The following is a 24,670-nucleotide window of genomic DNA, read 5'->3' on the forward strand; positions in this document are numbered from 1 at the left end:
ATCTTCGCCGCAGAGGTACCTCGCAGCCATAATGGCCGCGTCCACCCTCTACAGCGAAGATTCGCGACGCGTCCGCTTGTAACCTGGCGGCATGGACGTCTGGAGGGCCGATCCCGCGCGGGACGCGGCCGTGGTGGCCGCGTTGCGGTACGCCTGGGCCGCCACGACGGGCCGCGCCCACGGGCCCTGCGACGACGGGTTCACCGAGCAGATCCGGCGGTGGTGGGTCGACGACGATCGCACGGTGTTCGTGGCGGGGGACCGCTCTGACCGCGGCGGGGTCGCGGGGATGATCACGGTGCACGAGTACCGGCGGATGCCGATGCCGGGCGCGGTGCCGGCCGCATGGGGATACGTGGGTCACCTCTTCGTGCTTCCGGCCGCGCGGCGGCAGGGAGTGGGCCGGGCACTGGTCGAGCGGGCGCAGGAAGAGGCCCGCTCGCGCGATTACCGAAGGCTGGTTCTCTCGCCGACCGATGAGTCGGTGGACCTGTACCGCCGCATGGGATTCCGTTCCGCGGATGAGCTCATGCTCTGGACGCCCGAGGTGCCCACGTCGTGAGTGACTCCGGCCCGGCCCCGCGGTCGAGGGCGCGGACGAACACCGCGCACCCGATACCGGAGAGCACCATCCCGGTCCCGAACGCCGCGGTGTAGCCGAACACGTCGCCCACCGCGCCCCCGGCGAATCCGGCGAGGCCCTGCGCGCCCACCACTGCGCAGGCCAGCAGTGTGTAATCGGCCCCGGCGAACTCGCGCTCGCTGGCGTCCATCATCAGGGTGAACAGGGCGACGGTGGCGGCGCCTCCGAGGACGTGCTCGGTCATCGTCGCGGTCACCACGAGTCCGTAACCGCCGAAACCGGCGGCGGCGACGACGTACAGCCCGATCGCCAGGGTCTGCGCGACGCCGCCCGCGAGGAGGGCGGGCCGCCGGCCGTAATGGTAGGCCAGCCATCCGCCGACGGCGGAGCCGAGCAGTGCGCCCGCGGAGCTCAGGGCGCCGCTCACGAGCGCGATCTGGCCGAGGCTCAGTCCCACGTCGTGCAGGAACGGACCGGCGATCGACGAGGCCATCGCGTTGCCGAACTTGTAGGCCGCGAGAAGCGCGATCAGGCCGACCACGCCGGGGCGGCGCAGGCGCTGCCACCACGCCGTCGTCAGTGCCTCGCGCGCGGGCTCGGGTTCGACGGTCCGCGGCTCGTCGCGGACGAGAGCGACGACCGGCAGCGTGCAGAGCAGGATGAGGCACCCGAGGGTGAGCATCAGCACGCGCCAGCCGTATTCGGAGAACACCCACCGCAGGCCTCCGCCGCCCACGATCATCCCGATCCGGTAGGCGCCGGTCTGGATGCCGTTGCCGATGCCCCGATCGCGGGGCCCGAGGAGCCGCACCGCGAGGCCGTCGGTCGCCACGTCCTGCGTGGCCGCCAGCAGGTTGATCACGGCGATGCCCACGAAGACCCACCGGAGGGAGCCGGTGACGTCGGTCGCGGCGAGTGCGAACGCCGTGCCCGCGGAGCCGAGCTGGGTGATCAGGAGCCACCGCCTGCGGGTGCCCAGCCGGTCGACGGCAGGGGCCCAGAGGAACTTGATGCCCCACGGCGCGTACAGGAGTGACGTGAGACTGATCGCGGTGAGGGAGTAGCCGGCGTCACGGAGGAGCACCGGCACGGCCTGGGTGAAGAAGCCGAAGGGGAGTCCCTGCGCGAAGTAGAGCCCCGTCAGAAGGACGAGGACGCCGGAGCGGAGCACCCGCTGATTCTGTCAGGTGCGGCCCTCGGTGCGAACGCGGAAACGCCTGTGGCGGCCGATCCCTTCGGGGACCGACCGCCACAGGCGTTCGTCAGTGTGCGACAGGCTCTTAGCCGCGGCCGCCGCAGCTCGGCCACGCGCCGATGCCCTGCGAGGCGAGGATGTTCTCCGCCACGCGGATCTGCTCGGCCTTGGAGGCGTTGTGGGGCATGCCCGAGCCGCCGTTGGCCTGCCAGGTCGACGGGCTGAACTGCAGGCCGCCGTAGTAGCCGTTGCCGGTGTTGGTGGACCAGTTGCCACCCGACTCGCAGGCGGCGATGGCGTCCCAATCGACGCTGCTGGCGTTCGCGGTGCCGGCGCCGAAAGCGACGGGAGCGGCGACGATCGCGCCGGTAACGGCCATCATGCCCAGGGTCTTACGGAGGTTCTTCATGTTTTCCTTTCGCCATGCGCATGCCAGGACATGGCCCGATAGGGGCCGAAGTGTCGGGGAAGAAGTGGACCGTGCCTTCTCTGTCGGGCACGGCAGTGGGCTGAGAAGAGCACTCAACCTGCTTCGGCGACGTGGTGCGTCGCGCTGAAGCGGTCCGGCGCCAGAGGCTGGATGCACTCTTTCGGCGGCGGGCCCACACACACACGCGGGGTTCGTGGATTCAGTTTTCGTCCCGTGAACGGGTCCTGATGAACACTAGGTGGTTCTCGGCCCGGCGTCATCCCCGCCACGAGACGGTCTCCGTTTGATAACGAAAAGATCACGGTAGGCTGTGAGGTGGGTAAGACCAGGTCAGCCGTAATGATGCTAGCAATAGTTCGCATAGGCACTGACCAGCGCGAAGTGGTGGAGGTCACAGAAAAAATGTGACTGGCGTCACGACAATTCGGTCACGAAATGATGAACGAGATTCGATTCCGATAGCAGCGCAACTACTTTCCTTACGGAGGTAGGGCGGCGCGGAGTACCGGGGAAGGGTCGCCGGGACTTTCGGCCGCGACACGCGCTCTGAGGGCTGCTCCGCGCGCGGACGACGCGCGGTGCGCGAGATGTGCCCGCGTGCGCGAAAAACGTTGCGCGCACGAGAACGGGGCGCCGCCATCGATGATGGCGACGCCCCGTCGGATCCTCCCCGGGCTACTTCAGCTGGGAGCTGGTGAGATCCAGGTGGCGCCGGGCGATGATGAGCTGCTGGATCTGCTGGGTGCCCTCGAAGATGTCCAGGATCTTCGAATCGCGGGCCCACTTCTCCAGGAGCGTGCGCTCCGAGTATCCCAGCGCACCCGCGAGTTCCACCGCCTTGAGGGTCACATCCGAGCCGACGCGGCCGGCCTTCGCCTTGGCCATCGACGCGTTCATCGAGTTCGGCACCTTGTTATCGGCCATCCAGCCGGACTTCAGCGTGAGCTGGTACGCGGCCTCCCAATCGGATTCGAGGCGGATGAACTCGGCGGCCGCGTGCGGCAGCGTGTTCACCGGTGCGTCGTAATCGATGGCGATACCCGCGTCCTCCAGGACCGTGCGCAGCTCCTCGAGCGACGCGCGCGCGCAGCCGATCGCCATCGCGGCGACGAGCGGGCGGGTGTTGTCGAACGTCTGCATGACGCCCGCGAAGCCCTTCTCCACGTTGACTTCCGGGCTGCCGAGGATGTTCTCGAACGGGATGCGGCAGTCCTCGAAGCGGATCTCCGCGGTGTCCGACGCACGGATGCCCAGCTTGTGCTCGAGCCGGGCGACGGTCACGCCGGGGTGCTCGCGGGGCACCACGAACGACTTGATCGCCGCGCGGCCCAGGCTCTTGTCCACGGTGGCCCACACGACCACGTGGTCGGCACGCGAACCCGAGGTGACGAAGATCTTGGTGCCGTTGAGGACCCACTCGTCGCCGTCGCGGGTCGCGGTGGTGGTGACGGCGGCGGAGTCGGAGCCGAACGAGGGCTCGGTGATGGCCATCGAGGCCCATACCTTGCCGAAGCGCTCCAGCTGCTCGTCGGTCGCGACCGCGGCGATCGCGGCGTTGCCGAGTCCCTGGAACGGGAACGCCAGCATGAGACCGGTATCGCCCCAACACATCTCGATCGCGTTGATGATCGACTCCATGGTGCCGCCGTTGCGGTTGCCCGCAGTGACATCGACCGCCGGCTTCGGCTTCTCCGCCTCGGCCTCGGGGGCCTCGCTCTTCTTGCGGTCACCGCTCGCGGCGGACGGGGCCTGGCCGGCGTCGGCGAGGCCGTCGTAGAGCGCCGCGATGGTGTCGAGTTCCTTGGGGTACTCGTGTTCGGCGAGGTCGTACTTGCGCGAGATGGGGCGGAAGATCTCGGCCGCGCCCTGGTGGGACATCTCCGCCGAGGCCTTGAGCTTCTTGGGAAGTTCCAGATTGATTGCCATGATGGTTCTTTCGTGTCAGAAGGTCGGCTAGAGGACGACGACGCCCTCGGCGATGCCCACGGCGCGCAGGTCGCGATACCAGCGCTCGACCGGGTGCTCCTTGGTGAATCCGTGGCCGCCGAGCAGCTGCACGCCGTCGAGGCCGATGCGCATGCCCTTGTCGGTGGCGAACTTCCGCGCCAGCGCCGCCTCGCGGCTGAACGAGAGGCCCTGCTCGGCGCGCGAGGCGCCGCGCCACACGAGCAACTCGAGGCCCTCGATCTCGGTGGCCATGTCGGCCACCGCGAACGCGACGGCCTGGCGGTGGGCGATCGGCTCGCCGAAGGCCTCGCGCTCCTTGACGTACGGGGTCACGTAGTCGAGGACGGCACGCGAGGTGCCCAGCGCGAGCGCCGACCAGCCGAGGCGGGCGAGGCGCACCACGTCGGTGTAGTTCTGCGCGGCGGTGTCGAGGTCGACTTCGCCCAGCAGCGCCGTCGACGGCACCTTGACGTTGTTGAGGTTGAGGCGGCCGAGCGAGGCGGCGCGCAGGCCCATGCTGGGGTCGCCCTCCACGATCACGCCGTCGGTGCCGGACTCCACGATGAACAGCGCGGGCTTGCCGTCCAGTTCGGCGCCGACCACGAACAGCTCGGCCGAACCGGCCTGCGGCACCATCGACTTCACGCCGCTGAGCACGTAGCCGCCCGAGGTGCGGGTGGCCTTGGTGGACAGCGCGAACGGATTGAACAGGGCGCCGGGCTCCGCGATCACCACGGAGGACTGCGGCACCTCCTCGCCCGCGAACTCGGTGAGGTAGGTCTTCTGCTGGCCGTCGGAGCCGAACTGCGACAGCGCCACCGCGACGCCGCTCGGCGCGATGATCGGCAGCGCGAGGCCCATGTCGCCGTAGGCGAGGGCCTCGGCCACGAGCGCGTTGGTGACCACGCCGCGGTCGGTGCCGGCGCCGTCCAACTCCTCCGGCACGTTGATCATCGTGATGCCCAGCTCGGTGGCGCGCTCGAGCAGCGACTCCGGGGCCTCGGTCGCGGCGTCCGCGTCGAACGCTGCGGGCCGGACGATCTCGGCGGCGAAGTCCTTGACCGTGTCGACGATCATCTTCTGCTCGTCGTCGGGCGTGAGGTCGTAGGTCGTCTTCGTGCTGGCGCCGAGCCGTTTGGGCTTACCGGTGCCGGCGACCACCTTGAAGGTGCGGTTCGCGGCGCCGAGCGCCTTGAAGCCGGTCTTGGTGCCCTCGTAGGCGACGCGGTTCACGAGGTCCTGGAGGCCTCGGTTCTGCACGAACGGCGTCTGGACCACGGCCATCAGGGCGCGGATCAGCTGGCCGGTCGGGTTTCGCCGGATCGGGTTCTTCCCGATGGCGCTGGTGTCCCGGGGGTCGGTTGACGTGCTCATCTCCACCATCTTGTCGTCGTGGGCGACGCCGGTGGGGGAGCTGGTCCCGGGCCTTCGCCGCCAACTTACTCTTGAGTCAGTTAAGACCTTACTCCGCGGTAAGGTCGGTGCCAAGAGGTGGGACGAAACATGCGTCCGTGTGTCACGGATTGAGACGTCGCAGCACATAGGGGTGCAGTGCCGGGTTCGCGGCGATCGCCGAACCACCGTGCGGGCCGGGCGCACCGTCGTACCCCGTGAACACGCCCCCGGCCTCTCGGACCAGGATCTCCACGGCGGCCAGGTCCCAGAGCGACACCTCGGGTTCCGCCGCGACGTCCACGGCACCCTCGGCCACCAGGCAGTAGCTCCAGAAGTCGCCGTAACCGCGCAGGCGCCACGCGTCGTCCGCCAGGGCCAGGAACCGGGCCCGCGCCTCGCGGTCCGCGAAGTAGGAGAGGTCGGAGAAGGAGATGCTCGCGTCCGCGATCTCGGAGACGGCGGACACGCGGATCCGACGGGGCTCGCCACCGTCGAACACGACGAACGCGCCGCCGCCCGCCGAGGCGTACCACCGGCGGCGCAGCGCGGGCGCGGACACCACGCCGGCCACCGGCACGCCGTCCTCGAGCAGCGCGATGAGCGTCGACCACACGGGCACGGACCGCACGTAGTTCTTGGTGCCGTCGATCGGATCGATCACCCACTGCCGCCCCGAGAACACCGCGTCGCCGCCGAACTCCTCGCCGAGCACCGCGTCGTCCGGGCGGTCCGCGGCCAGGCGCTCGCGCAGCGCCGTCTCGGTGGCGAGGTCCGCGTCCGAGACCGGAGTGAGGTCCGGTTTGGCGTCCACCCGGAGATCGAGCGCGCCGAAGCGCGCCATGGTGATCGAGTCGGCCAGGTCCGCGAGGGCCAGGGCGAGAACGAGATCGGAGGAGGGGTTCGACGGTGCGCTCGACATACGAGCAAGGTACCCACCGGGCCCGGTGCGCGGGTCACCGCGCGTCCGATCGTCGCGCGGGCCTCACCCCGCCGGGTCGATCGCTAATCTGGGCGTATGGAGCTGATCTGGATCGCGATTCTCGGGGTGATTCTCGCGGCGCTCGTCATGGGCTGGCGGCGCTCGCGGAAGGTGGTCGCGGGCACGGCGGTGGCGGGGCCCGGTATGGAGGACGGTGTCCTCACCATCAGCGGGGTGACCGAACGGCCGGACGACGCGGACCAGAACGGCCAGGCGTTCGCCACCATCTCCGGCAGCATCACCGGGCCCAGCGCGCGGCCCACGCAGGTGTACCGCCGGCTCGTCATGGATTTCGGTCAGCGCTGGCCGGAGGTGGGTGATCAACTGCCCGTGTACTACAAGGTGGGCAAGGTCGAGACCTCCTGGGAGGTCGGGAGCCTAACCCCGCCACCGGACTCGTACGGCCCGCCCGAGCAGTATCCTGGATAACTGTGCATCCTGACGTGACCGCAGACATCGAGAGCCTCGAGACCACCCTCCGGACAGTGGAGAAGGTGATCGATCTCGAGGAGCTGGGACGCCGGGTCGACGAGCTCGAGCAGAAGGCGTCCGACCCCGACCTCTGGAACGATCAGGCCAACGCCCAGCAGGTCACGAGCGAGCTCTCGCACGCCCAGTCCGAGCTGCGCCGCGTGACGGACCTGCGGCAGCGCCTCGACGACCTGCCCGTCCTCTACGAGCTGGCCGAGGCGGAGGAGGGCGACGATCGTGCGGTCGCGCTCGAGGACGCCGACGGCGACCGCGCGCAGTTGCGCTCGGAGATCGAGGCCATGGAAGTGAAGACCATGCTCTCGGGCGAGTACGACCACCGCGACGCACTGGTGAACATCCGCGCGGGCGCGGGCGGCGTGGACGCCGCGGACTGGGCCGAGATGCTCATGCGCATGTACGTGCGCTGGGCCGAGAAGCACGGCTACGGCGTGGAGGTCTACGACACCAGCTACGCCGAGGAGGCGGGCCTGAAGTCCGCGACGTTCGCCGTCAAGACCGACTACGCCTACGGCACCCTCTCCGTGGAGATGGGCACGCACCGGCTCGTGCGGATCAGCCCGTTCGACAACCAGGGCCGCCGCCAGACCTCCTTCGCCGAGGTCGAGGTGCTGCCCGTGGTGGAGACCACCGACCACATCGACATCGACGAGAACGAGGTGCGCGTCGACGTGTACCGCAGCTCGGGTCCCGGCGGTCAGTCGGTCAACACCACCGACTCCGCGGTCCGGCTGACCCACGTCCCCACGGGCATCGTGGTGACCTGCCAGAACGAGAAGAGCCAGCTGCAGAACAAGGTCTCGGCCATGAAGGTGCTGCAGGCCAAGCTGCTCGAGCGCAAGCGCCAGGAGGAGCGGGCCCAGATGGACGCGCTCAAGACGAACGAGGGTGCGTCCTGGGGCAACCAGATGCGCTCGTACGTGCTGCACCCGTACCAGATGGTCAAGGACCTGCGGACCAACTACGAGGTGAACAACCCGTCGGGCGTGCTCGACGGTGACCTCGACGGCTTCATCGAGGCCGGCATCCGGTGGCGGATGAGGGGCGATGACGAGTAGCGCGCTCCTGGCCGGCGTCTTCGACCTCCCGTCCACGGCGGGCTGGCGACTACTGCTGTTCCACCGCATCCTGCCGGTGCTGCTGTGGCTGATCGCCGCCGTCCTGGCCAACCGGTTCGTCAACTGGGCGTCCGCGCGGGTCACCATGCGCATCGACGCGCAGTTCGCGCACAGCGATTCGCTGGTCCGTTCCGAATCGGCGAAGCACCAGCACGCGCTGATCCAGGTGGTCAGCTGGGTCGCGATCGCGATCATCTACCTGTTCACCAGCTATCAGATCGTCACGGCGCTGGGCGTGCCGATCAACGCGCTGGTCGCCCCGGCCACCATCATCGGCGCGGCACTGGGCTTCGGCGCGCAGCGCGTGGTGCAGGACCTGCTGGCGGGGTTCTTCCTCATCACCGAGCGGCAGTACGGCTTCGGCGACGTGGTGAACCTCGCGCTGGTCGGCGGTTCCGAGGCGGAGGGCACCGTCGAGGACGTGACGCTGCGCGTGACCAAGCTGCGCAACACCGACGGCGAGGTGATCACCGTGCCCAACGGCCAGGTGGTCAAGGCCACCAACCTGTCCAAGGACTGGGCGCGCGCCGTGGTCGACATCCCGCTGCCGAAGACCGTCGACATGGGGAAGGTCAACCCGCTCCTGCACCGCGTGGGGGAGCGCGCGGCCACCGACCCGCGGCTGTCCACCCTGCTGCTCGACAAGCCCACGGTGATGGGCGTCGAATCGATCGACCTCAGCCAGGTCAACGTGCGGATGGTCGCGCGGACCCTGCCCGGCAAGCAGTTCGAGGTGGGGCGCAACCTGCGCGAGCGCATCGTCCGCAGCCTCGCCACCGCGGGCATCGACGTGGACCCGGTCACCGACACCGTCGAGGACGCGGCCGAGGGGGAGGTGGCGTCGAAGTGACCGACCCCCGCGACCCGCGGAACGACGGGCCGAAGCCCGACGCCCCGACCGAGAAGATCGAGGCCGCCACGCAGAAGCTCGACGGCTCGGCGGTGAAGCCGCCGGAGGAGCAGGGCGCCGCCAAGCGCCTCTCACCGCCGCTGTGGGACCGGCTTCCCAAGCACATCCCGCACACCCGGGCCCGCACCAGCACCGTGATCCTGCTCGTCCTGTTCGTGCTGCTGCTCTGGTGGTACCTCACGCTGCGGGACGAGTTCGTCCCCATCGAGGAGCAGAAGACCGGCAAGCCCGCGGCGACCTCGTCGGAGACGCAGGCTCCCGTGCGGCCCGAGACCACCGATTCGCGGACGCCGTGGACCGAGTCGAGCCCGGCGCCGTCGTCGAGGGCGGGCACCAGCGGTTCGACGGTGCCCTCCGGCGCGTCCGCCACGGGGGTCCCGTCCGGGGACCGCGAATCGACCGACGGCGCACCGTCGAGCGGGACGACGACGGCGAACGGGATCCCGATCCCGGGCATCGGCACGGTGCCCCTGCCGACCCGGCCGGGCCAGGGCGAACCGTCCACGGGCGGCGCACCGACGACGGCGGCTCCCGCGGCCTGAGCTCACCGGTGGTTACACTGGGCGACCGTGATCACGCTCCAGAACGTCACTATGAAATACAAGGCGTCGGCCCGGCCGGCGCTCAACGATCTGTCGTTGCAGATCGGTAAGGGGGAGTTCGCTTTCCTCATCGGACCGTCGGGTTCGGGCAAGTCGACGTTCTTCCGGCTGCTGCTCAAGGAGGACAGGCCGACCACCGGCGACGTGTACGTCGGCGACTTCCACGTGAACAAGCTGTCCGGGCGCCGCGTTCCGCTGCTCCGGCAGTCGATGGGGTGCGTGTTCCAGGACTTCCGGCTGCTCCAGCAGAAGACGGTGGCGGAGAACGTGGCGTTCGCGCTCGAGGTGATCGGCAAGTCCCGCACCGTGATCGACCGCACGGTGCCGCAGGTGCTCGACTACGTGGGGCTCGGTGGCAAGGCGGACCGGATGCCCGACGAGCTGTCGGGCGGCGAGAAGCAGCGCGTCGCGATCGCGCGCGCCATCGCCAACCGCCCGCTGGTGCTGCTCGCCGACGAGCCCACCGGCAACCTCGACCCCGACACCTCGGCGGAGATCGTGGACGTGCTGGACCGGATCAACCGGGCCGGGACCACCGTGGTCATGGCCACACACGACCGCCACATCGTCGACTCGATGCGCCGCCGCGTCATCGAGTTCCGACTGGGCGAGATGGTGCGCGACGACGCCACCGGCGTCTACGGCCTGGGCCGCTGACGCGCAGACGATCGAGACGAATCGAAGGACTGATTTCGAGTGCGTGCCAGCTTCATCACCAGCGAGGTCCTCACGGGCCTGCGCCGGAACGTGAGCATGACCATCGCCATGATCCTCACCACCGCCATCTCGCTGGGCCTCTTCGGCGGCGGGCTGCTGGTGGTGCGTATGGCCGATAAGAGCCAGGACATCTTCCTGCAGCGGGTGGAGATCCAGGTGTTCGTCGACGACAAGGTCGCCGCCGAGGATCCGAACTGCCAGAAGGAGACGTGCCAGGCGATCGAGGCCAAGATCAAGCAGCAGTCCGGCGTCGACTCCGTGGACTACATCTCCCAGGACGAGGCCCTGGAGACGGCGAAGACCAAGACCTTCGCCGGGCAGCCCGAGCTCGCAGACCTGGTGCGACCCGGCGTGCTGCCGGCGTCGTTCAAGGTGCGCGTCGAGGACGAGAACAAGTTCTCCGCGGTGATCGACGCGGTCAAGGCGCAGCCGGGGGTGGCCGGCGTTCAGGACCAGCGCGAGCTGGTCGAGAGGGTGTTCTCCGTGCTCAACGGCGCCCGGAACGCCGCCTTCTTCGTCGCCCTGATCCAGGCCGTCGCGGCGGTCCTGCTGATCGCGAACATGGTCCAGGTCGCGGCGTACACGCGCAGGACGGAAGTGTCGATCATGCGGCTCGTGGGCGCCTCCCGCTGGTACACCCAGCTGCCGTTCCTGTTGGAGGCCGTGCTCGCCGCGGTGATCGGCGCCGGCCTCGCCGTGGCCGGCCTGTTCGTGGGCAAGGGGCTGTTCTTCGACAAGGCGCTGCGTGAGCTCTACGGCGTGAACATCCTGGCGCGGATCACCAACACCGATGTGCTCCTCGTGTCTCCCTGGCTCATCGTGGTCGGCGCCGGGATGGCGGCGCTGACGGGGTACGTGACCCTCCGCTTCTACGTCCGCGAGTAGCGGCGGTCGTGACCGGGGAGGCGAAACTCGCTTCCCCGGCACCGTCGGGCGACCGTAGACTGGACTGGTTGTCCAGTTCCGTGTCCGGGCTCGTCGCCCGGTCCCGTAGGTGTTCGAAAGGAAGGTCGCGTCGTGGCGAAGGAGAAGGGTCGCTCGGTGATCGCCAGCAACCGCAAGGCCCGCCACAACTACGCCGTTCTCGACACCTTCGAGGCCGGCGTGGTGCTGGTCGGGACCGAGGTCAAGGCGCTGCGCGACGGCAAGGCGTCGCTCGTGGACGCGTACGCCACGATCGACGACGGCGAGGTCTGGCTGCGCGGCCTGCACATCCCGGAGTACGGGAACGGGTCCTGGACCAACCACACCCCGCGGCGCACGCGGAAGCTGCTGCTGCACCGCCGCCAGATCGACATGCTGACCGGCAAGGTCCGCGAGGGCAACCTGACCCTGGTGCCGCTGTCGATGTACTTCAGCGACGGTCGGGTCAAGGTGGAGCTCGCGCTCGCCAAGGGCAAGCAGGACTACGACAAGCGGCAGGACATCGCCCGCCGCACCGCCGAGCGCGAGCTGGTCCGTGAGCTGGGCCGGCGCGTCAAGGGCATGCGCGGCTGAGCTGCGATTCTCCCTCTGTTTCACGTCCGTACGGCGTGGCGCGTTGTGTCGCGTTCGCCGGAGTTCTTCAATGGTTACAGAGTTGCTGATGTGACTCTTGTGACTCAAGTGAGGAGCGGATCGCGATGAGCGTCGAGAACAAGGCCAAGATCACGTCCTGGGCACGTCGAGTGGGCGCGGTGCTGATCACCGTGCTCGCGAACATGAGTGCCTCCACCGCCAGTACCCGCCTGCGCCTGGTCTGACCGCACGCGTTCGCCCACCGAGAAAAGGGGTGGACGCGGGCCCGTCGAGATGGAGTACCCTGGAGTCTCCACCCCGCAAGGAGTGGGCTCCGCGGAAGCGGCGATGAGGGGCCGATCGGTTTCGACTTCGTTTGTTGACGCGGGGGAAGCGTGCCGGTGCAGGCTGGAGACCACCGTAAGCGTCGCGGCAACCAATTAAGCGCCGATTCCAATCAGCGCGACTTCGCTCTCGCTGCCTAAGCAGCCAGGCGAGTCTGTCAGCCCGGGTTCGCCCTCGGCCCGGTCACTGGCATCAGCTAGAGGGATCACCTCACGGTGCGGTCGCGGCATCGTGAGGGACATCAAACAGCGACTGGGATCGTCATCCCGGCTCGTCCGTGAGACCGGGAGATCCGAGTAGAGACACAGCGGACTGCGCACGGAGAAGCCCCGTAGAAATGACGGAGGACCCGGGTTCAATTCCCGGCGGCTCCACAGGACGGCGCCCCCGACCACCGGTCGGGGGCGCTTCGTCGTCGTGGGGGTCGTCGGCGGATCGACGGGCGGCCGCCCAGAATCTGTAGAACAAGTTCTAACAATCGCGTCCCTTCCGGGGTGACAGCGGTTATTGTCAGCGAACATGAACCTGCGTTCCGTACTGCGCCGGACGGTGGCGGCCGCATCGTCGGCGATCCTGCTCGCCGGGCTCGCCGCGCCGGCCCAGGCCGAGCCCCTGCCCGAGAACTACAACTTCTTCGGCGGCATCCCGTTCGAGCTGTCCAACCCCAACGGCTCGCTGCCGGGGACCAACGACTACTCCTGCACGCCCACGGCGAAACACCCGAATCCGGTCGTGCTCGTGCACGGGACGGGCGGCGGCTCGCAGACCAACTGGGGTGCCTACGCGCCGCTGCTCAAGAACAACGGCTACTGCGTGTTCAGCTTCACCTACGGTGCCCTGCCGGGCGCGCCGTGGCCGGTCAACCAGATCGGCGGGACCCGGCCACTGGCACAGAGCGCGCAGCAGCTCAAAGGCACGGTGGAACGCGTTCTGAAAGCGACGGGCGCGAAGAAGGTGGACCTGATCGGCCACTCGCAGGGCACGCTGATGCCCTCGTACTACGTGAAGAAGCTCGGCGGCGCGGGCACGGTGGGCAGGTACGTCTCCCTGGCGCCCCTGTGGCGCGGCACCGGGGGTGACCTCGGGCGCGCCGCGTCGGTGTTCGTCCGGGGCCTGAACATCCGCGATCCGTTCTTCCCGGTCTTCGAGTCGATCGGCGACATGCTCCCCGGATCGCGCTTCCTCGACGAGGTCTGGGCCGGTGGCACGCCCTACGCGAAGGGCGTGGAGTACACGAACATCTCCACCCGGTACGACGAGCTCGTACTCCCGTACACGAGCGGTCAGCTCGACGGTCCGCCCGGAACGACGGTGCGCAACATCGTCGTCCAGGACACCTGCGGGCAGGACTTCTCGGACCATCTGGCCATCGCGGGCTCGCGGCGCGCCGCCTACTTCGTGCTCAACGCGCTCGATCCGCAGCACCCGCGGCCGGTGCCCTGCTACGTGGTGCCGCCGTTCTTCGGTGCCTGAGGCGGCACCCGCAGCGTCATGGTCTCGGGCTCGGCGAGGATCGGCTCGCCGTGCTGCTCCCCGCAGTGCTCCTCCTCGCCGACGTGGTCCACCTGCAGCGTCGCGTGCTCGATGGCGTAGTCGTCGTGCAGCTTCGCGCTCACCGACGCGCGCACCGCGTGGCAGTCCGCGCCGGGGGTCACCAGGACGTGCGCGGAGAGCGCCGCCTGGCCGGAGGTGATCTCCCAGATGTGCAGGTCGTGCACCTCCTCGACGGCGGGCACGGTGGCGATGTCCTGGCCGACCGAGGCCGGGTCGACGCCCTCGGGTGCGGCCTCGAGGAAGATCCGGCCGGAGGCCTTGACGAGGCCCCAGCCCGCCTTGAGCATGAGCGCGGCCACCACGAGGGCGGCGACGGCGTCCGCACGGCCCCATCCTGTGGTCCAGATGATCGCGCCGGCGATCGCGGTGGCGATGAACGCGTAGAGGTCGTTGAGGATGTGCTGGTACGCGCCCTCGACGTTGAGGCTGGTGCGGTTCGCCCGGCGGATGCACCAAGTGGCGGCGAGGTTCACCGCGCACCCGGCCAGTGCCGTGAAGAACACGAGCCTGCCGTCGACGTCCGGCGGGGTGATCAGCCGCGAGACGCCCTCGTAGACGAAGAACGCCGCGAGCAGCAGCAGCGTGATGCCGTTGGCCTGGGCGGAGAGGATCTCGGCCCGCTTGAGCCCGAACGTGTAGCCGCCCTTGGCCGGCTTCGCGGAGATCCGGATGGCGACCAGCGCGAGCACGATCGCGGCGGCGTCGGTGAGCATGTGCGCCGCGTCGGTGATCAGGGCCAGCGAACTGGCGATGATGCCGATCGTCACCTCGATCGCCATGAAGGCGACGAGGAGCGCGAGCGCGATGCTCAGCCAGCGCTTGTCCGCGTCGGCCGACACCCCGTGATCGTGCCCCGCGTGCGAATGTCCCGCGCCCATGCGACGTTCCCTCCGGTCATCGCCCGGGCTTCAGCCCGGGCATCCGGGGGAACGATACATTGTGACATTCGCATATAACAACAGCTGGGCTCAGTCGAGGACGGCGAGCGCGTCGATCTCGACCAGCATCACCTCGTGCGGCAGGTCCACGAACACCGTGGTGCGGCAGGGGAGCGCGGCGCCCTCGGGGACGTTCTCGGCGATGAACTCGCCGTAGGCCTCGTTCATCGGGCCGAAGTCGTCGCGGGTGGTGAGGTACACGCGGAACATCATCACGTCGGCGATCGACGCGCCGCCGGCGGCGAGGATGGCCTTGACGTTCTCCAGCGTCCGGCGGGTCTGCGCCTTGACGTCACCCTCGGCGATGTACTGGTTGGTGGCCGGGTCCATCGGGCCCTGGCCCGAGACCTGCAGCAGGTTTCCGCGGCGCACCCCCTGGCTGAAGAAGTGGGCGGGGGCCGGTGCGTCGGTGGTCGAGACGGCGGTGGCGGGCATGGGTTCTCCTCTACTCTCTTACGGTTCCCGGGGTCCCCGGGAGGATTCAGCGCGGGCGGAACCCGCAGTCGGCGGAGATCGCGGCGCACGTCGCGCGCAGCGGCTCCAGCAGTTTCAGCAGCTCGTCGAAGGGCAGCACCACGTCGGGGACCGACACCGAGGCCGCGGCGACGACGGCGCCGGACGCGTCCCTGATCGGTGCGCCGATGCAGTTGATGGAGGGCTCGTTCTCCTCGCGGTCCGCCGCCCAGTCCTGTTCGCGCACGGTAGCGATCTCCGCGAGGTAGGCCTCCGGCGTCACGATCGTGTTGGCGGTCCGCCGGGTGAAGTCCATCCCCGCCACGATCTGCCGAAGCTCGGTGTCCGGCAGGTCGGCCAGCAGGATCTTCCCGACGGCGCTCGAATTCAGGTTGGCCTCCATGCCCACCCGCGAGTACATCCGGATGAGGTCCCGGGACTCCAGTTTGTCGATGTAGACCACCGCGTCGCCCTCGCGGGCGGCCAGGTGCGTGGTGCGTCCGTGCTCGCGATTGAATTCGACCAGGTGCGGCGACGCGACCGTGCGCACGCCGCGCTGCTCGGCCGCCCGCGCGGAAAGGTCGAACAGCCTCGAGCCCAGGTGGTAACGGTGCGTCTCGTCGTGGTAGGTGAACCGGGCGTCGGTGAGCGGGCGCAGCAGGCGCAGCACGGTGGTCTTGTGCACCCCCAGCTCGTCGGCCAGTTCGTCGAGGGTCGCGGGCCCGTCGCCGAGCAGGGTGAGGATGTCGAGTGCGCGGATCAGGCTCTGGCTCATGCGGTCCCCCTCGGCGCGGGGAACGTCGTCCCGGCGAGGAGGGCGCCTTCGGGTCCGACATGTGCTGCGGCCCAGTCCTCCTCGGAACACGTGAGCAGCGCATCCAGGGATGCCGGAGGGAGCACCGCGAAGTCGGCGCGCACCGTCAGTGTCGCGGCCGCGCCCGCGTGGCCGCGCCGCAGGCAGCTGCGGAGGTCGTCGCCGCGCGCCAGGCCGTGCAGGAACCCGGCTGCGAACGAGTCCCCGGCGCCGACGGGCTCGACGACGGTGACCGACAGCGCGGGCACGGAGGTCTCGGTTCCGTCCCGGTCGACGGAGACTGCGCGCTCGGCGCCGTCCTTGACGACGACGGTGCGCGGTTCCGGCAGCAGTGCGCGGACGGCGGCGGGGTCGCCGGTGCCCAGGACGCGCTCGGCCTCGTCGGACCCGACGAGCACCACGTCCGCGCTGCGCGCGAGTTCGACGACGAGGCCGGGATCGCCGTCGGGCCAGAGCTGCTCGCGCCAGTTCACGTCGAAGGTGACGGTGCCGGATACGCCGCGTCGGTCGCGGAGCAGGGCGGAGGTGAGCGCCGCGCAGGTCGGCGACAGGGCGGGCGTGATGCCGGTGGTGTGCACGATCGAGGCCTCGTGGAGCGCGGGCGCGACCGCGGGGCGCCGCAGGTAGTCGGGGGCCATCGCCGACGCGGCGGACCCCGCCCGCCGGTACGTGCTCGTGGTCGCGGGCTCGCCCGCCGCGTCCACGCCCTCGGTCTTGGCGTAGCGGCCGGTGAAACCCGACGGGTCCGTCTCGAGGGGGCCCACGTCCACGCCGTGCTCACGCAGGTAGGCGGCGATCGCCGCCCCCTCGGCGTCAGCGCCGACGCGGCCGACGAAGGCGACGCGGCTACCGAGCGTCGCGAGCCCTGCGGCGACGTTGGCCTCGGCGCCGCCGACGTGCATGGGCGGCGCGGTCGCCTCCAGATCGCGCGCGGCGACCAGTGCGAGCGGTTCGCCGACGCAGGCGATCAGCGGTGGTCTCGTCACGCCCGCCTCCGAATTCTCGTGGTTGTGCCCGGTCCGATCGTGATGCTACCGTCTGTGACACGCATCACGCAACGTTGATTGCAATATACGCAACATAGCAGATTGGGGACCGTGATGACCACCGGGATCGCGCACCGACCGACCACCCTGAGCCTCGCCGACAAGGCGGTGCCGGCGTGGGCGGACGGCCTGGACACGGCGGACTTCCTGGCGCGCGCACCGCGTCTCGGGGAGCTGTCGACCCCGGTGCTCGTGCTCGACGGTGCGGCGATGGCGGACAACGTGGCCGAGTTCGCCCGGTGGACCGCCGCGCACGACGTGGACCTCGAACCGCACGGCAAGACCACGATGGCGCCCGCACTCTGGAAGGCGCAGACCGACGCCGGTGCCACCGCCATCACCGTGGCCAACCTGCCGCAGCTGCAGGTGGCCGTCGCCGCCGGCGTCAAGGACGTGCACGTGGCGAACGCGATCGCCGACCCGGCGGGCCTGCGCTGGCTGGGTGCCGCCCTCGATGCGGATTCCGGCCTCACCGTCACGCTGTGGGCGGACTCGCTCGGCACCGTCGACGCCGTGGAGGCCGGGCTCGCGGGCGCGCGCCGGCAGCCGACCGTGCTCGTCGAGCTCGGCGGCCCCGGCGGCCGGACCGGGGCGCGCACCGTCGACGAGGCGTACGCGATCGCCGAGCGGGTAGCGGGGTCCGCGCGGTTGCGGCTCGGCGGCGTCACGGGCTACGAGGGCGCGTTCGCCCACGACACCTCCGCCGAGGCGCTCGGCACCGTCGACGCGTACCTGCGGAACCTCAGGGCCCTGCACGAGCGGATGCGCCCCCTCTACCCCGAGGGGCGGATCGTCGTCTCCGCCGGTGGCAGCGCGTATTTCGACCGTGTCGCGGCCGTGCTCGGCGGCATCGAGGGCGCACGCGTCGTGGTCCGCTCCGGGGCGTACATCATCCACGACGACGGCTTCTACCGGTACATCACGCCGTCGGGCCGCGAGACCGGCGCCCCGAGGCTCCGCTCCGCCATGCACGTCTGGGCCCGGGTGATCTCCCGTCCGGAGCCCGCGCTCGCCCTCCTCGACGTGGGCCGCCGGGACGTCTCCTTCGACGAGGGCCTGCCCGAACCGCAGGCCGCCGCAGCGGAACTCGGAGGAGAGCAGCGGCGGATCGGCGGCGAGATCACCGCCGTCAACGATCAGCACGCCTTCCTGCGCATCGACGCCGGCGATCCGCTCCGCGTGGGCGACGTGGTGCGGCTCGGGCTCAGCCACCCCTGCACCGTGTTCGACAAGTGGCGCGTCATCCCCGTCGTCGCCGATGACGGCGCGAACCCCGTGATCGTCGACCTCGTCTCCACCTACTTCTGAGATCCGGGAATCACCATGCACGACATCCTCATCCGGGGCGCGTCCGTCGTCGACGGGACGGAAACCCCGCGCTACACCGCCGACGTCGCGATCACCGGCGACACCATCACCGCGATCGGAACGGATCTGGGCGCGGCGCACCGCACCATCGACGCCGACGGCCTCGCGCTGAGCCCGGGCTTCATCGACATGCACGCCCACTCCGATCTCCAGGTCTTCCTCAATCCCGAGCATCCCTCGCGGATCACGCAGGGCGTCACGTGCGAGGTGATCGGGCAGGACGGGCTGAGCTACGCACCGGTCTCCGACGAGACCCTGTCCGTGGTGCGGCGCCAGATCGCCGGGTGGAACACCAACCCCGACGACTTCGACTTCTCCTGGCGCACCGTCGGCGAGTACCTGGACGAGATCGACGCGCGGAGGACGGCCACCAATCTCGCGTATCTCGTGCCGCACGGCCTGTTGCGCGGTCTGGCACGGGGATTCGACGACGGGGGCGCCACGCCGGAGCAGGTCGCGCGGATGCAGGAGATCCTCGCGCAGGGCCTGAGGGAGGGCGCCGTCGGCCTGTCCACCGGCCTCACCTACACCCCGGCGATGTACGCCGACGATGCTGAGCTCGCCGCCCTCATGCGCACCACCGGCGAACTCGGCGGCTACTTCTCGCCGCACCACCGCAGCTACGGGGCGGGCGCGATGGAGGCCTACCGCGAGATGATCGACCTGTCCCGCCGCACCGGATGCCCGCTGCACCTGGCTCACGCCACCCTGAACTTCGGCCCCAACAAGGGGCGCGCGCCCGAGCTCCTGGACCTGCTCGACGAGGCCGTCGCCGCCGGCGCGGACATCAGCCTCGACACCTACCCGTACCTCCCGGGAGCCACCACCCTCGCCGCGATCCTGCCCAGCTGGGCGGCGTCGGGCGGCGCCGACGCCACGCTGGACCGGCTCCGGGACCCCGCCGCGCTCGACCGCATCCGGGAGCACCTGGAGCACACCGGGTCCGACGGGTGCCACGGCGTGATCGCCGAGTGGAACACCATCGAGATCAGCGGCGTCGGCAGCGACGCGCTCGTCCCGTACGTGGGCCGCACCATCGCGCAGATCGCCGCGGCGGAGGACCGCGACCCGTTCGACGTGTGCATCGGCATCCTCCTCGACGACCGGCTCGCGACGGGCATCCTGCAACACGTGGGACACGAGGAGAACGTGCGCGCCATCATGCGCCACCCGCGGCACACCGGCGGCAGCGACGGCCTGCTCGTGGGCGGCAAACCCCACCCGCGCGCCTGGGGCACCTTCGCCCGCTACCTCGGCCACTACAGTCGCGACCTCGGGCTGATGAGCCTCGAGGAGTGCGTGGGCCACCTCACCGGCCGCGCCGCGCGCCGCCTCCGCCTCGTCCGGCGCGGCTTCGTCCGCGAGGGCTACGCCGCCGACCTGGCCCTGTTCGACCCGGACGCGGTGATCGACCGCGCCACCTACGACGAGCCCCGCACGCCCGCCGCGGGATTCACCCACGTCCTCGTGCGCGGCGTCCCCGCGCTCGACGACGGACACCCCACCGGCGCGCTCGCGGGCGGCGCCCTGCGCCTCACCGAAGAAGGAGTCCTGTAGCCATGTCCGAGAACGGACTACTCGCCGGCCTCGCCGCCGACCGCGCCCTCACCGTGGTCCGCGCCCCCGAGCTGCCCGACGCCGCCGCGCTGTGCCGCGCCCTCGCCGAGGGCGGGATCCGCACGGTGGAACTGACTTTCACCACCCCCGGGGTGCTGGGCCACCTGGAACGCGCCGCCACCGTCGAGGGGACCAGCCTGGGAGTGGGCACCGTGCGCACGGCCGCGCAGGCGCGGGACGCCGTCAACGCCGGCGCGCGGTTCCTGGTGACCCCCGATGTGAACGAGGCCGTCGCCGAGGCCGCGCGGGACCTGGGCACTCCGGTGTTCCTCGGCGCCCTGACGCCGACCGAGGTCGCCCGCGCGGCGGACCTGGGCTCGGTCGCCGTGAAGATCTTCCCGGCCCGCGCGTTCGGCCCGGGATACCTCAAGGACCTGCACGGGCCCTTCCCCGGCCTGCCGCTGCTGCCCTCGGGCGGCGTCAGCGAGGCCAACGCCAGCGAGTTCCTGGGTGCGGGCGCGGTCGCCGTCTGCGCCGGCACGTCCGTCGTGCCCCCAGACACCGTCGCCGCCGGCGACTGGGCCGATATCACCACCCGCGCCGCGCGATTCGTCGCCGCGCTCTAGCTCCTCGAAGAACGGGAGAACCACCCATGTCCTCGGTAGTCGACTGGCTGCAGCACGACACGGGAGGCCTGCTCACCCTGGCCGCCCTGTCGATCGCCGTGCTGCTGTTCCTCATCATCAAGATCAAGCTCGAGCCGTTCATCTCCCTGATCATCGTGTCCGTCGGCCTCGCGCTGGTGGCAGGCGTGTCGGTGGAGAAGCTCGTCGGATCCCCGCAGAAGGGCGCCGCGCAATCGATTCTGGAGACCGGCTTCGGCGGAATCCTCGGGCACATCGCCCCGATCATCGGCCTCGGAACCGTGCTCGGCGCGATCCTGGAACGGTCCGGCGGCGCCGACGTGCTGACCAGTTGGCTCCTGAAGTTGTTCGGGCCCAAGGGCGCACCGATCGCCATGGGCGTCACCGGCCTCATCCTGGGCATCCCGGTGTTCTTCGACATCGGCATCTTCATCCTGGCGCCGCTGGTCTACGTGACCGCCAAGCGCGGCGGCAAGTCGCTCGTGATGTACGCGATGCCGATGCTCGCCGGCCTCTCGATGACCCACGCGTTCCTGCCGCCGCACCCCGGCCCCGTCGCCGCGGCCGGCCTCCTGCACACCTCGCTCGGCTGGATCATCATCATGGGCCTGGTCTGCGGCATCCCCGCCTGGTTCGCGTCGGGCGTGGTGTGGGGCACCTGGATCGGCAAGCGGGTCATCGTGGACGTCCCCGAGGATTTCGTTCCGGCGGAAGCGCACGCCAGCAAGAAGCCGCCGTCGCTGGGGCTCATCGCCTTCATCATCGCCGTCCCGATGCTGCTCATCCTCGGCGGCACGTTCGGCTCGGTGACGCTGGACCCGGGGACCAAGCCCTACTCGATCCTGGTGTTCTTCGGGACTCCCGCGGTGGCGTTGACCATCGCCGTGGTGATGGCGTTCTACCTGCTGGGCATCCGGCGTGGCATCAACGCGAACCAGTTGGCGGAGATGACCGGGGCCGCGCTCAAGCCCATCGGCATGATCCTGCTCGTGGTCGGCGCCGGCGCCCTGTTCGGCGCGGTGCTCAAGGCCACGGGCGTCGGCACCGCCCTCACGCATTCGATGTCGAACCTGGGGCTGCCGCTCATCGTCTCGGCGTACCTCGTCAGTTGTGCGCTGCGCATCGCGCAGGGCTCTGCGACGGTGGCGATCACCGCCACCGCCGGCATCATCGGCGAGACCGTGGCGGCGGGGAACTACTCGCAGGCGCAGATCGCGCTCATCGTGATCGCCATCTCCGCGGGCTCGATCATCCTCAGCCACGTCAACGACGGCGGGTTCTGGATCGTCGCGAAGTACTTCAACATGACCGTCAAGCAGACCCTCATGACGTGGTCCGTCCTGGAGACGGTGCTCTCGGTGGTGGGCTTCGCGATGGTCCTCATCGTCTGGGCGATCGTCTGACGGTGCCCGCGGCGCGTCTTCGCGCCCGCCGCCGGGAAGCTTCCGGTTCGCGAGCGCGGAGACGGCCGCGGGGATACGTTTGGACGAAAGTCGCGTGATCCGCGACGTGTCCAGACGAGGTGGTTACCGATGGTTCATGCGCGTGCCGGGCAGCCGGCGCTTCCCGAGGATCTGATCGACGTCGAAGCCGTTCGCGCGGCGTACTATTCGGTCGTCCCGGATCCTGGGAATCCGGATCAGCGTGTGGCGTTCGGCACCTCGGGTCATCGCGGGAGCTCGCTCAACGGGAGCTTCAACGAGAACCACATCGCGGCCACCACGCAGGCGATCGTCGAGTACCGCGCAGCGCAGGGCATCCGCGGGCCGCTGTTCCTCGCGAAGGACACGCACCTGCTCTCGGTGCCGGCGTGGGAGACGGCCGTCGAGGTGCTCGCGGCCAACGGCGTCGCCACGCTCATCGACCTCGACGACCGCTACACGCCCACCCCGGCGCTGAGCCACGCCATCCTCACCTTCAACCGCGACCACGCGGATGTGCGGGCCGACGGCATCGTCGTCACCCCGTCACACAATCCGCCCGCGGACGGCGGCTTCAAGTACAACCCGCCCAACGGCGGTCCCGCGGACACCGACGCGACCGGGGTGATCGCCGCGCGCGCCAACGAGATCCTCGAGGGCGGCCTCCGCGATGTGCGCCGCGTCCCGCTGGCGCAGGCCCTGGCATCGGACTCCGTGCAGCGGTTCGACTTCCTCGACTCCTACGTGGGCGACCTGCCGTCCGTCCTGCACCTCGACAAGATCCGCGACGCGGGCGTCCGCATCGGCGCGGACCCGCTGGGCGGCGCCGCGGTCGGCTACTGGGGCGCGATCGGCGACCGGTACAACCTCAACCTCACGGTGGTCAATCCGACGGTGGACCCGCAGTTCGCGTTCATGACGCTGGACACCGACGGCAAGATCCGCATGGACTGCAGTTCACCGAACGCGATGGCCTCGCTCATCGCGAACAAGGACCAGTACGACATCGCCACCGGCAACGACGCCGACTCCGACCGGCACGGGATCGTCACGCCCGACGGCGGGCTGATGAACCCGAACCATTACCTGGCCGTGGCGATCGACTACCTCTTCGCCTCCCGCAAGGGGTGGCGCGACGACGCCGCGGTCGGCAAGACGCTGGTCAGCTCGTCGATGATCGACCGCGTCGTCGCCGATCAGCAGCGCACGCTCCTGGAGGTGCCGGTCGGCTTCAAGTGGTTCGTGCCCGGGCTGCTCGACGGTGGCGTCGGGTTCGGGGGAGAGGAGTCGGCCGGCGCCTCGTTCCTGCGGCTCGACGGCGGCGTGTGGACCACCGACAAGGACGGCGTGATCATGGCGCTGCTGGCGTCGGAGATCCTGGCCGCCACGGGGAAGACCCCGTCGCAGCACTTCGCGGTCCTCGGCGAGCGGTACGGCGTCCCGTCGTACGCCCGGACGGACGCGCCCGCCGGGCGCGAGCAGAAGGCCGTCCTGGCGAAGTTGTCGCCGGAGCAGGTCTCCGCCGACCAGCTGGCCGGTGAGGCGATCACGGCGAAGCTGACCCGGGCGCCGGGCAACGGCGCCCCGATCGGCGGGCTCAAGGTGACCACCGAGAACGCCTGGTTCGCGGCGCGGCCTTCGGGCACGGAGGACGTGTACAAGATCTACGCCGAGTCGTTCCGCGGGCCGGACCACCTGGCCCAGGTGCAGGCCGAGGCCAAGGCGCTCGTGGACGGAGTGTTGGGGTCCTAGGCCGCTGACCTGCAGTTCTTTGATGTACCGCTATTGTGGTCCGCGTGAGCAAGGGTAAGAACGCCAAGTACGTTCCCGTGAAGCAGTCGAATACCACCACCTATGTGCTGGGCGGTATCGCGATCCTCGTGGTCATCGTCGTCGTCATCGGCGGCGTGCTGCTGATGAGCAAGAAGGAGGGCACGCCGGCCGACCAGGCCAAGGGCAAGCTGGACGCCGCCACCGCCGTGTTCGTCGCGGGTAAGCAGGATGCCCCGGTGACGCTGGACTTCTTCGAGGATCCGATGTGTCCCGCGTGCGGCGCGATGGAGAAGCAGTTCGGCGACCAGATCATCGAGGCCATCGAGGGCGGCAAGGTCAAGGTGCGCTACCACCTGCTGTCGTTCCTCAACGGCCAGAGCCCGTCGGGCGACTACTCCGACCGGGCCGGCGGCGCGCTGCTCGCGATCGCCAAGTCGTCGCTGCCGGAGGACCAGAAGCAGAAGGCCTGGATCGCGAGCCACAAGGCGATCTTCGCGACCCAGCCCGCGGAGGGCGGCCAGACCGACCCGTCGAACGGCGACCTCGCCAAGACCGTGGGCGACGCCTCCAAGGGCGCCGGTGCCGAGCTCCCCGCGGACGTGACCGACGCCGTCAGCCAGGGCAAGTACACCGCCGAGTCCGCTAAGAACGCGGGCGAGGGCAGCATCCTGATGAACGACGTGGGCGCCACGGGCACCCCGTCGGTGTTCAAGGACGGCGAGAAGATCAACCCCGGCGATGCCGGGTGGCTGGGCTAGCAACCTGGGCCGTTACGGCTTGACCAGCCGATTTGGTGCGTGCGAGCAGCCTCCTGTAATGTTCTCCGGGCGGGAAACCGCAGGTGAACAAGTTCATACGGGGCTATGGCGCAGCTGGTAGCGCACCACACTGGCAG

24 protein-coding genes and 1 other RNA gene are annotated in these 24,670 nt (G+C 69.8%); 16 read left to right on the forward strand and 9 right to left on the reverse strand.

The annotated features are described in order from the left end of the window. Positions 1-91 precede the first annotated feature (91 nt). Positions 92-562 carry a GNAT family N-acetyltransferase gene (locus tag BN39_RS12195; RefSeq protein ID WP_019202688.1) on the forward strand — a complete coding sequence of 157 codons (471 nt, stop codon included), beginning with the start codon at positions 92-94 and terminating at the stop codon, positions 560-562. On the opposite strand, the gene BN39_RS12200 is transcribed toward BN39_RS12195, so the two are convergent. From BN39_RS12200 to hisN, 5 genes are all read right to left on the reverse strand, one after another. Next, positions 528-1,754, reverse strand: coding sequence for an MFS transporter (locus BN39_RS12200; protein ID WP_019202689.1), 1,227 nt, complete (start codon positions 1,752-1,754; stop codon positions 528-530). The two genes, BN39_RS12195 and BN39_RS12200, sit on opposite strands and share 35 nt — an antisense overlap. A gap of 109 nt (positions 1,755-1,863) precedes the next feature. Next, positions 1,864-2,187: a transglycosylase family protein gene (locus tag BN39_RS12205; RefSeq protein WP_019202690.1), complete on the reverse strand. Its 324-nt coding sequence runs from the start codon at positions 2,185-2,187 to the stop codon at positions 1,864-1,866. Between the two features lie 696 nt (positions 2,188-2,883). Then, positions 2,884-4,134 carry an acyl-CoA dehydrogenase family protein gene (locus BN39_RS12210; RefSeq protein ID WP_019202691.1) on the reverse strand — a complete coding sequence of 417 codons (1,251 nt, stop codon included), beginning with the start codon at positions 4,132-4,134 and terminating at the stop codon, positions 2,884-2,886. Between the two features lie 27 nt (positions 4,135-4,161). After that, entirely contained in the window at positions 4,162-5,538 is a 1,377-nt protein-coding gene (locus BN39_RS12215) for an acyl-CoA dehydrogenase family protein (RefSeq protein ID WP_019202692.1), read from the reverse strand. Positions 5,539-5,671: 133 nt separating this feature from the next. Beyond that, positions 5,672-6,469 carry a histidinol-phosphatase gene (gene hisN / locus BN39_RS12220; protein ID WP_019202693.1) on the reverse strand — a complete coding sequence of 266 codons (798 nt, stop codon included), beginning with the start codon at positions 6,467-6,469 and terminating at the stop codon, positions 5,672-5,674. Between the two features lie 96 nt (positions 6,470-6,565). On the opposite strand from hisN, the gene BN39_RS12225 reads away from it, so the two are divergent. The 9 genes from BN39_RS12225 (at position 6,566) to BN39_RS12260 (ending at position 13,680) form a co-directional block, all read left to right on the forward strand. Further along, on the forward strand, positions 6,566-6,958 hold the full coding sequence (locus BN39_RS12225; protein WP_019202694.1) for a hypothetical protein: 393 nt from the start codon (positions 6,566-6,568) through the stop codon (positions 6,956-6,958). A gap of 2 nt (positions 6,959-6,960) precedes the next feature. After that, entirely contained in the window at positions 6,961-8,076 is a 1,116-nt protein-coding gene (prfB, locus tag BN39_RS12230) for a peptide chain release factor 2 (RefSeq protein WP_040766237.1), read from the forward strand. Further along, on the forward strand, positions 8,066-8,986 hold the full coding sequence (locus tag BN39_RS12235; protein ID WP_019202696.1) for a mechanosensitive ion channel family protein: 921 nt from the start codon (positions 8,066-8,068) through the stop codon (positions 8,984-8,986). The genes prfB and BN39_RS12235 overlap by 11 nt, the downstream gene beginning before the upstream one ends. Continuing rightward, on the forward strand, positions 8,983-9,588 hold the full coding sequence (locus BN39_RS12240; protein WP_019202697.1) for a hypothetical protein: 606 nt from the start codon (positions 8,983-8,985) through the stop codon (positions 9,586-9,588). The genes BN39_RS12235 and BN39_RS12240 overlap by 4 nt, the downstream gene beginning before the upstream one ends. Positions 9,589-9,615: 27 nt before the next feature. Next, entirely contained in the window at positions 9,616-10,305 is a 690-nt protein-coding gene (ftsE, locus tag BN39_RS12245; protein WP_019202698.1) for a cell division ATP-binding protein FtsE, read from the forward strand. A gap of 39 nt (positions 10,306-10,344) precedes the next feature. After that, complete coding sequence (gene ftsX, locus BN39_RS12250; RefSeq protein ID WP_019202699.1) at positions 10,345-11,250, forward strand: permease-like cell division protein FtsX; 906 nt, start codon at positions 10,345-10,347, stop codon at positions 11,248-11,250. A gap of 132 nt (positions 11,251-11,382) precedes the next feature. Further along, positions 11,383-11,862 carry an SsrA-binding protein SmpB gene (smpB, locus tag BN39_RS12255; protein WP_019202700.1) on the forward strand — a complete coding sequence of 160 codons (480 nt, stop codon included), beginning with the start codon at positions 11,383-11,385 and terminating at the stop codon, positions 11,860-11,862. A gap of 352 nt (positions 11,863-12,214) precedes the next feature. After that, positions 12,215-12,584: a transfer-messenger RNA gene (ssrA, locus tag BN39_RS22775) on the forward strand. A 142-nt stretch (positions 12,585-12,726) separates the two neighbouring features. Continuing rightward, on the forward strand, positions 12,727-13,680 hold the full coding sequence (locus tag BN39_RS12260; RefSeq protein WP_019202702.1) for an alpha/beta fold hydrolase: 954 nt from the start codon (positions 12,727-12,729) through the stop codon (positions 13,678-13,680). Here the strand turns inward: BN39_RS12260 and BN39_RS12265 are convergent. The 4 genes from BN39_RS12265 to BN39_RS12280 all read right to left on the reverse strand — a co-directional run bounded on the left by BN39_RS12265 (position 13,650) and on the right by BN39_RS12280 (position 16,952). Next, a complete protein-coding gene (locus BN39_RS12265) occupies positions 13,650-14,639 on the reverse strand; it encodes a cation diffusion facilitator family transporter (RefSeq protein ID WP_019202703.1) in 990 nt (329 codons plus the stop codon). The two genes, BN39_RS12260 and BN39_RS12265, sit on opposite strands and share 31 nt — an antisense overlap. A gap of 90 nt (positions 14,640-14,729) precedes the next feature. Continuing rightward, a complete protein-coding gene (locus tag BN39_RS12270) occupies positions 14,730-15,134 on the reverse strand; it encodes a RidA family protein (RefSeq protein ID WP_019202704.1) in 405 nt (134 codons plus the stop codon). Between the two features lie 46 nt (positions 15,135-15,180). Further along, positions 15,181-15,927, reverse strand: coding sequence for an IclR family transcriptional regulator (locus BN39_RS12275; RefSeq protein WP_019202705.1), 747 nt, complete (start codon positions 15,925-15,927; stop codon positions 15,181-15,183). Continuing rightward, positions 15,924-16,952: a sugar kinase gene (locus BN39_RS12280; RefSeq protein WP_019202706.1), complete on the reverse strand. Its 1,029-nt coding sequence runs from the start codon at positions 16,950-16,952 to the stop codon at positions 15,924-15,926. Before BN39_RS12280 ends, BN39_RS12275 begins: the two co-directional genes overlap by 4 nt. A gap of 114 nt (positions 16,953-17,066) precedes the next feature. Here BN39_RS12280 and BN39_RS12285 point away from each other — a divergent pair, with 114 nt between their 5' ends. The 6 genes from BN39_RS12285 to BN39_RS12310 all read left to right on the forward strand — a co-directional run bounded on the left by BN39_RS12285 (position 17,067) and on the right by BN39_RS12310 (position 24,533). Then, positions 17,067-18,320 carry an amino acid deaminase gene (locus tag BN39_RS12285; protein WP_040767784.1) on the forward strand — a complete coding sequence of 418 codons (1,254 nt, stop codon included), beginning with the start codon at positions 17,067-17,069 and terminating at the stop codon, positions 18,318-18,320. 15 nt (positions 18,321-18,335) lie between these two features. Then, positions 18,336-19,937, forward strand: coding sequence for an amidohydrolase family protein (locus BN39_RS12290; protein ID WP_019202708.1), 1,602 nt, complete (start codon positions 18,336-18,338; stop codon positions 19,935-19,937). A 2-nt stretch (positions 19,938-19,939) separates the two neighbouring features. After that, on the forward strand, positions 19,940-20,563 hold the full coding sequence (locus tag BN39_RS12295) for a bifunctional 4-hydroxy-2-oxoglutarate aldolase/2-dehydro-3-deoxy-phosphogluconate aldolase (protein ID WP_019202709.1): 624 nt from the start codon (positions 19,940-19,942) through the stop codon (positions 20,561-20,563). 26 nt (positions 20,564-20,589) lie between these two features. Next, positions 20,590-21,984: a GntP family permease gene (locus tag BN39_RS12300; protein ID WP_019202710.1), complete on the forward strand. Its 1,395-nt coding sequence runs from the start codon at positions 20,590-20,592 to the stop codon at positions 21,982-21,984. Positions 21,985-22,113: 129 nt separating this feature from the next. Further along, positions 22,114-23,754 carry a phosphoglucomutase (alpha-D-glucose-1,6-bisphosphate-dependent) gene (gene pgm, locus BN39_RS12305; protein WP_019202711.1) on the forward strand — a complete coding sequence of 547 codons (1,641 nt, stop codon included), beginning with the start codon at positions 22,114-22,116 and terminating at the stop codon, positions 23,752-23,754. A gap of 44 nt (positions 23,755-23,798) precedes the next feature. After that, positions 23,799-24,533: a thioredoxin domain-containing protein gene (locus BN39_RS12310; protein ID WP_040767792.1), complete on the forward strand. Its 735-nt coding sequence runs from the start codon at positions 23,799-23,801 to the stop codon at positions 24,531-24,533. Positions 24,534-24,670 lie beyond the last annotated feature (137 nt).

It is taken from the genome of Tsukamurella sp. 1534 (assembly GCF_000312385.1).
Classification (GTDB): domain Bacteria; phylum Actinomycetota; class Actinomycetes; order Mycobacteriales; family Mycobacteriaceae; genus Tsukamurella.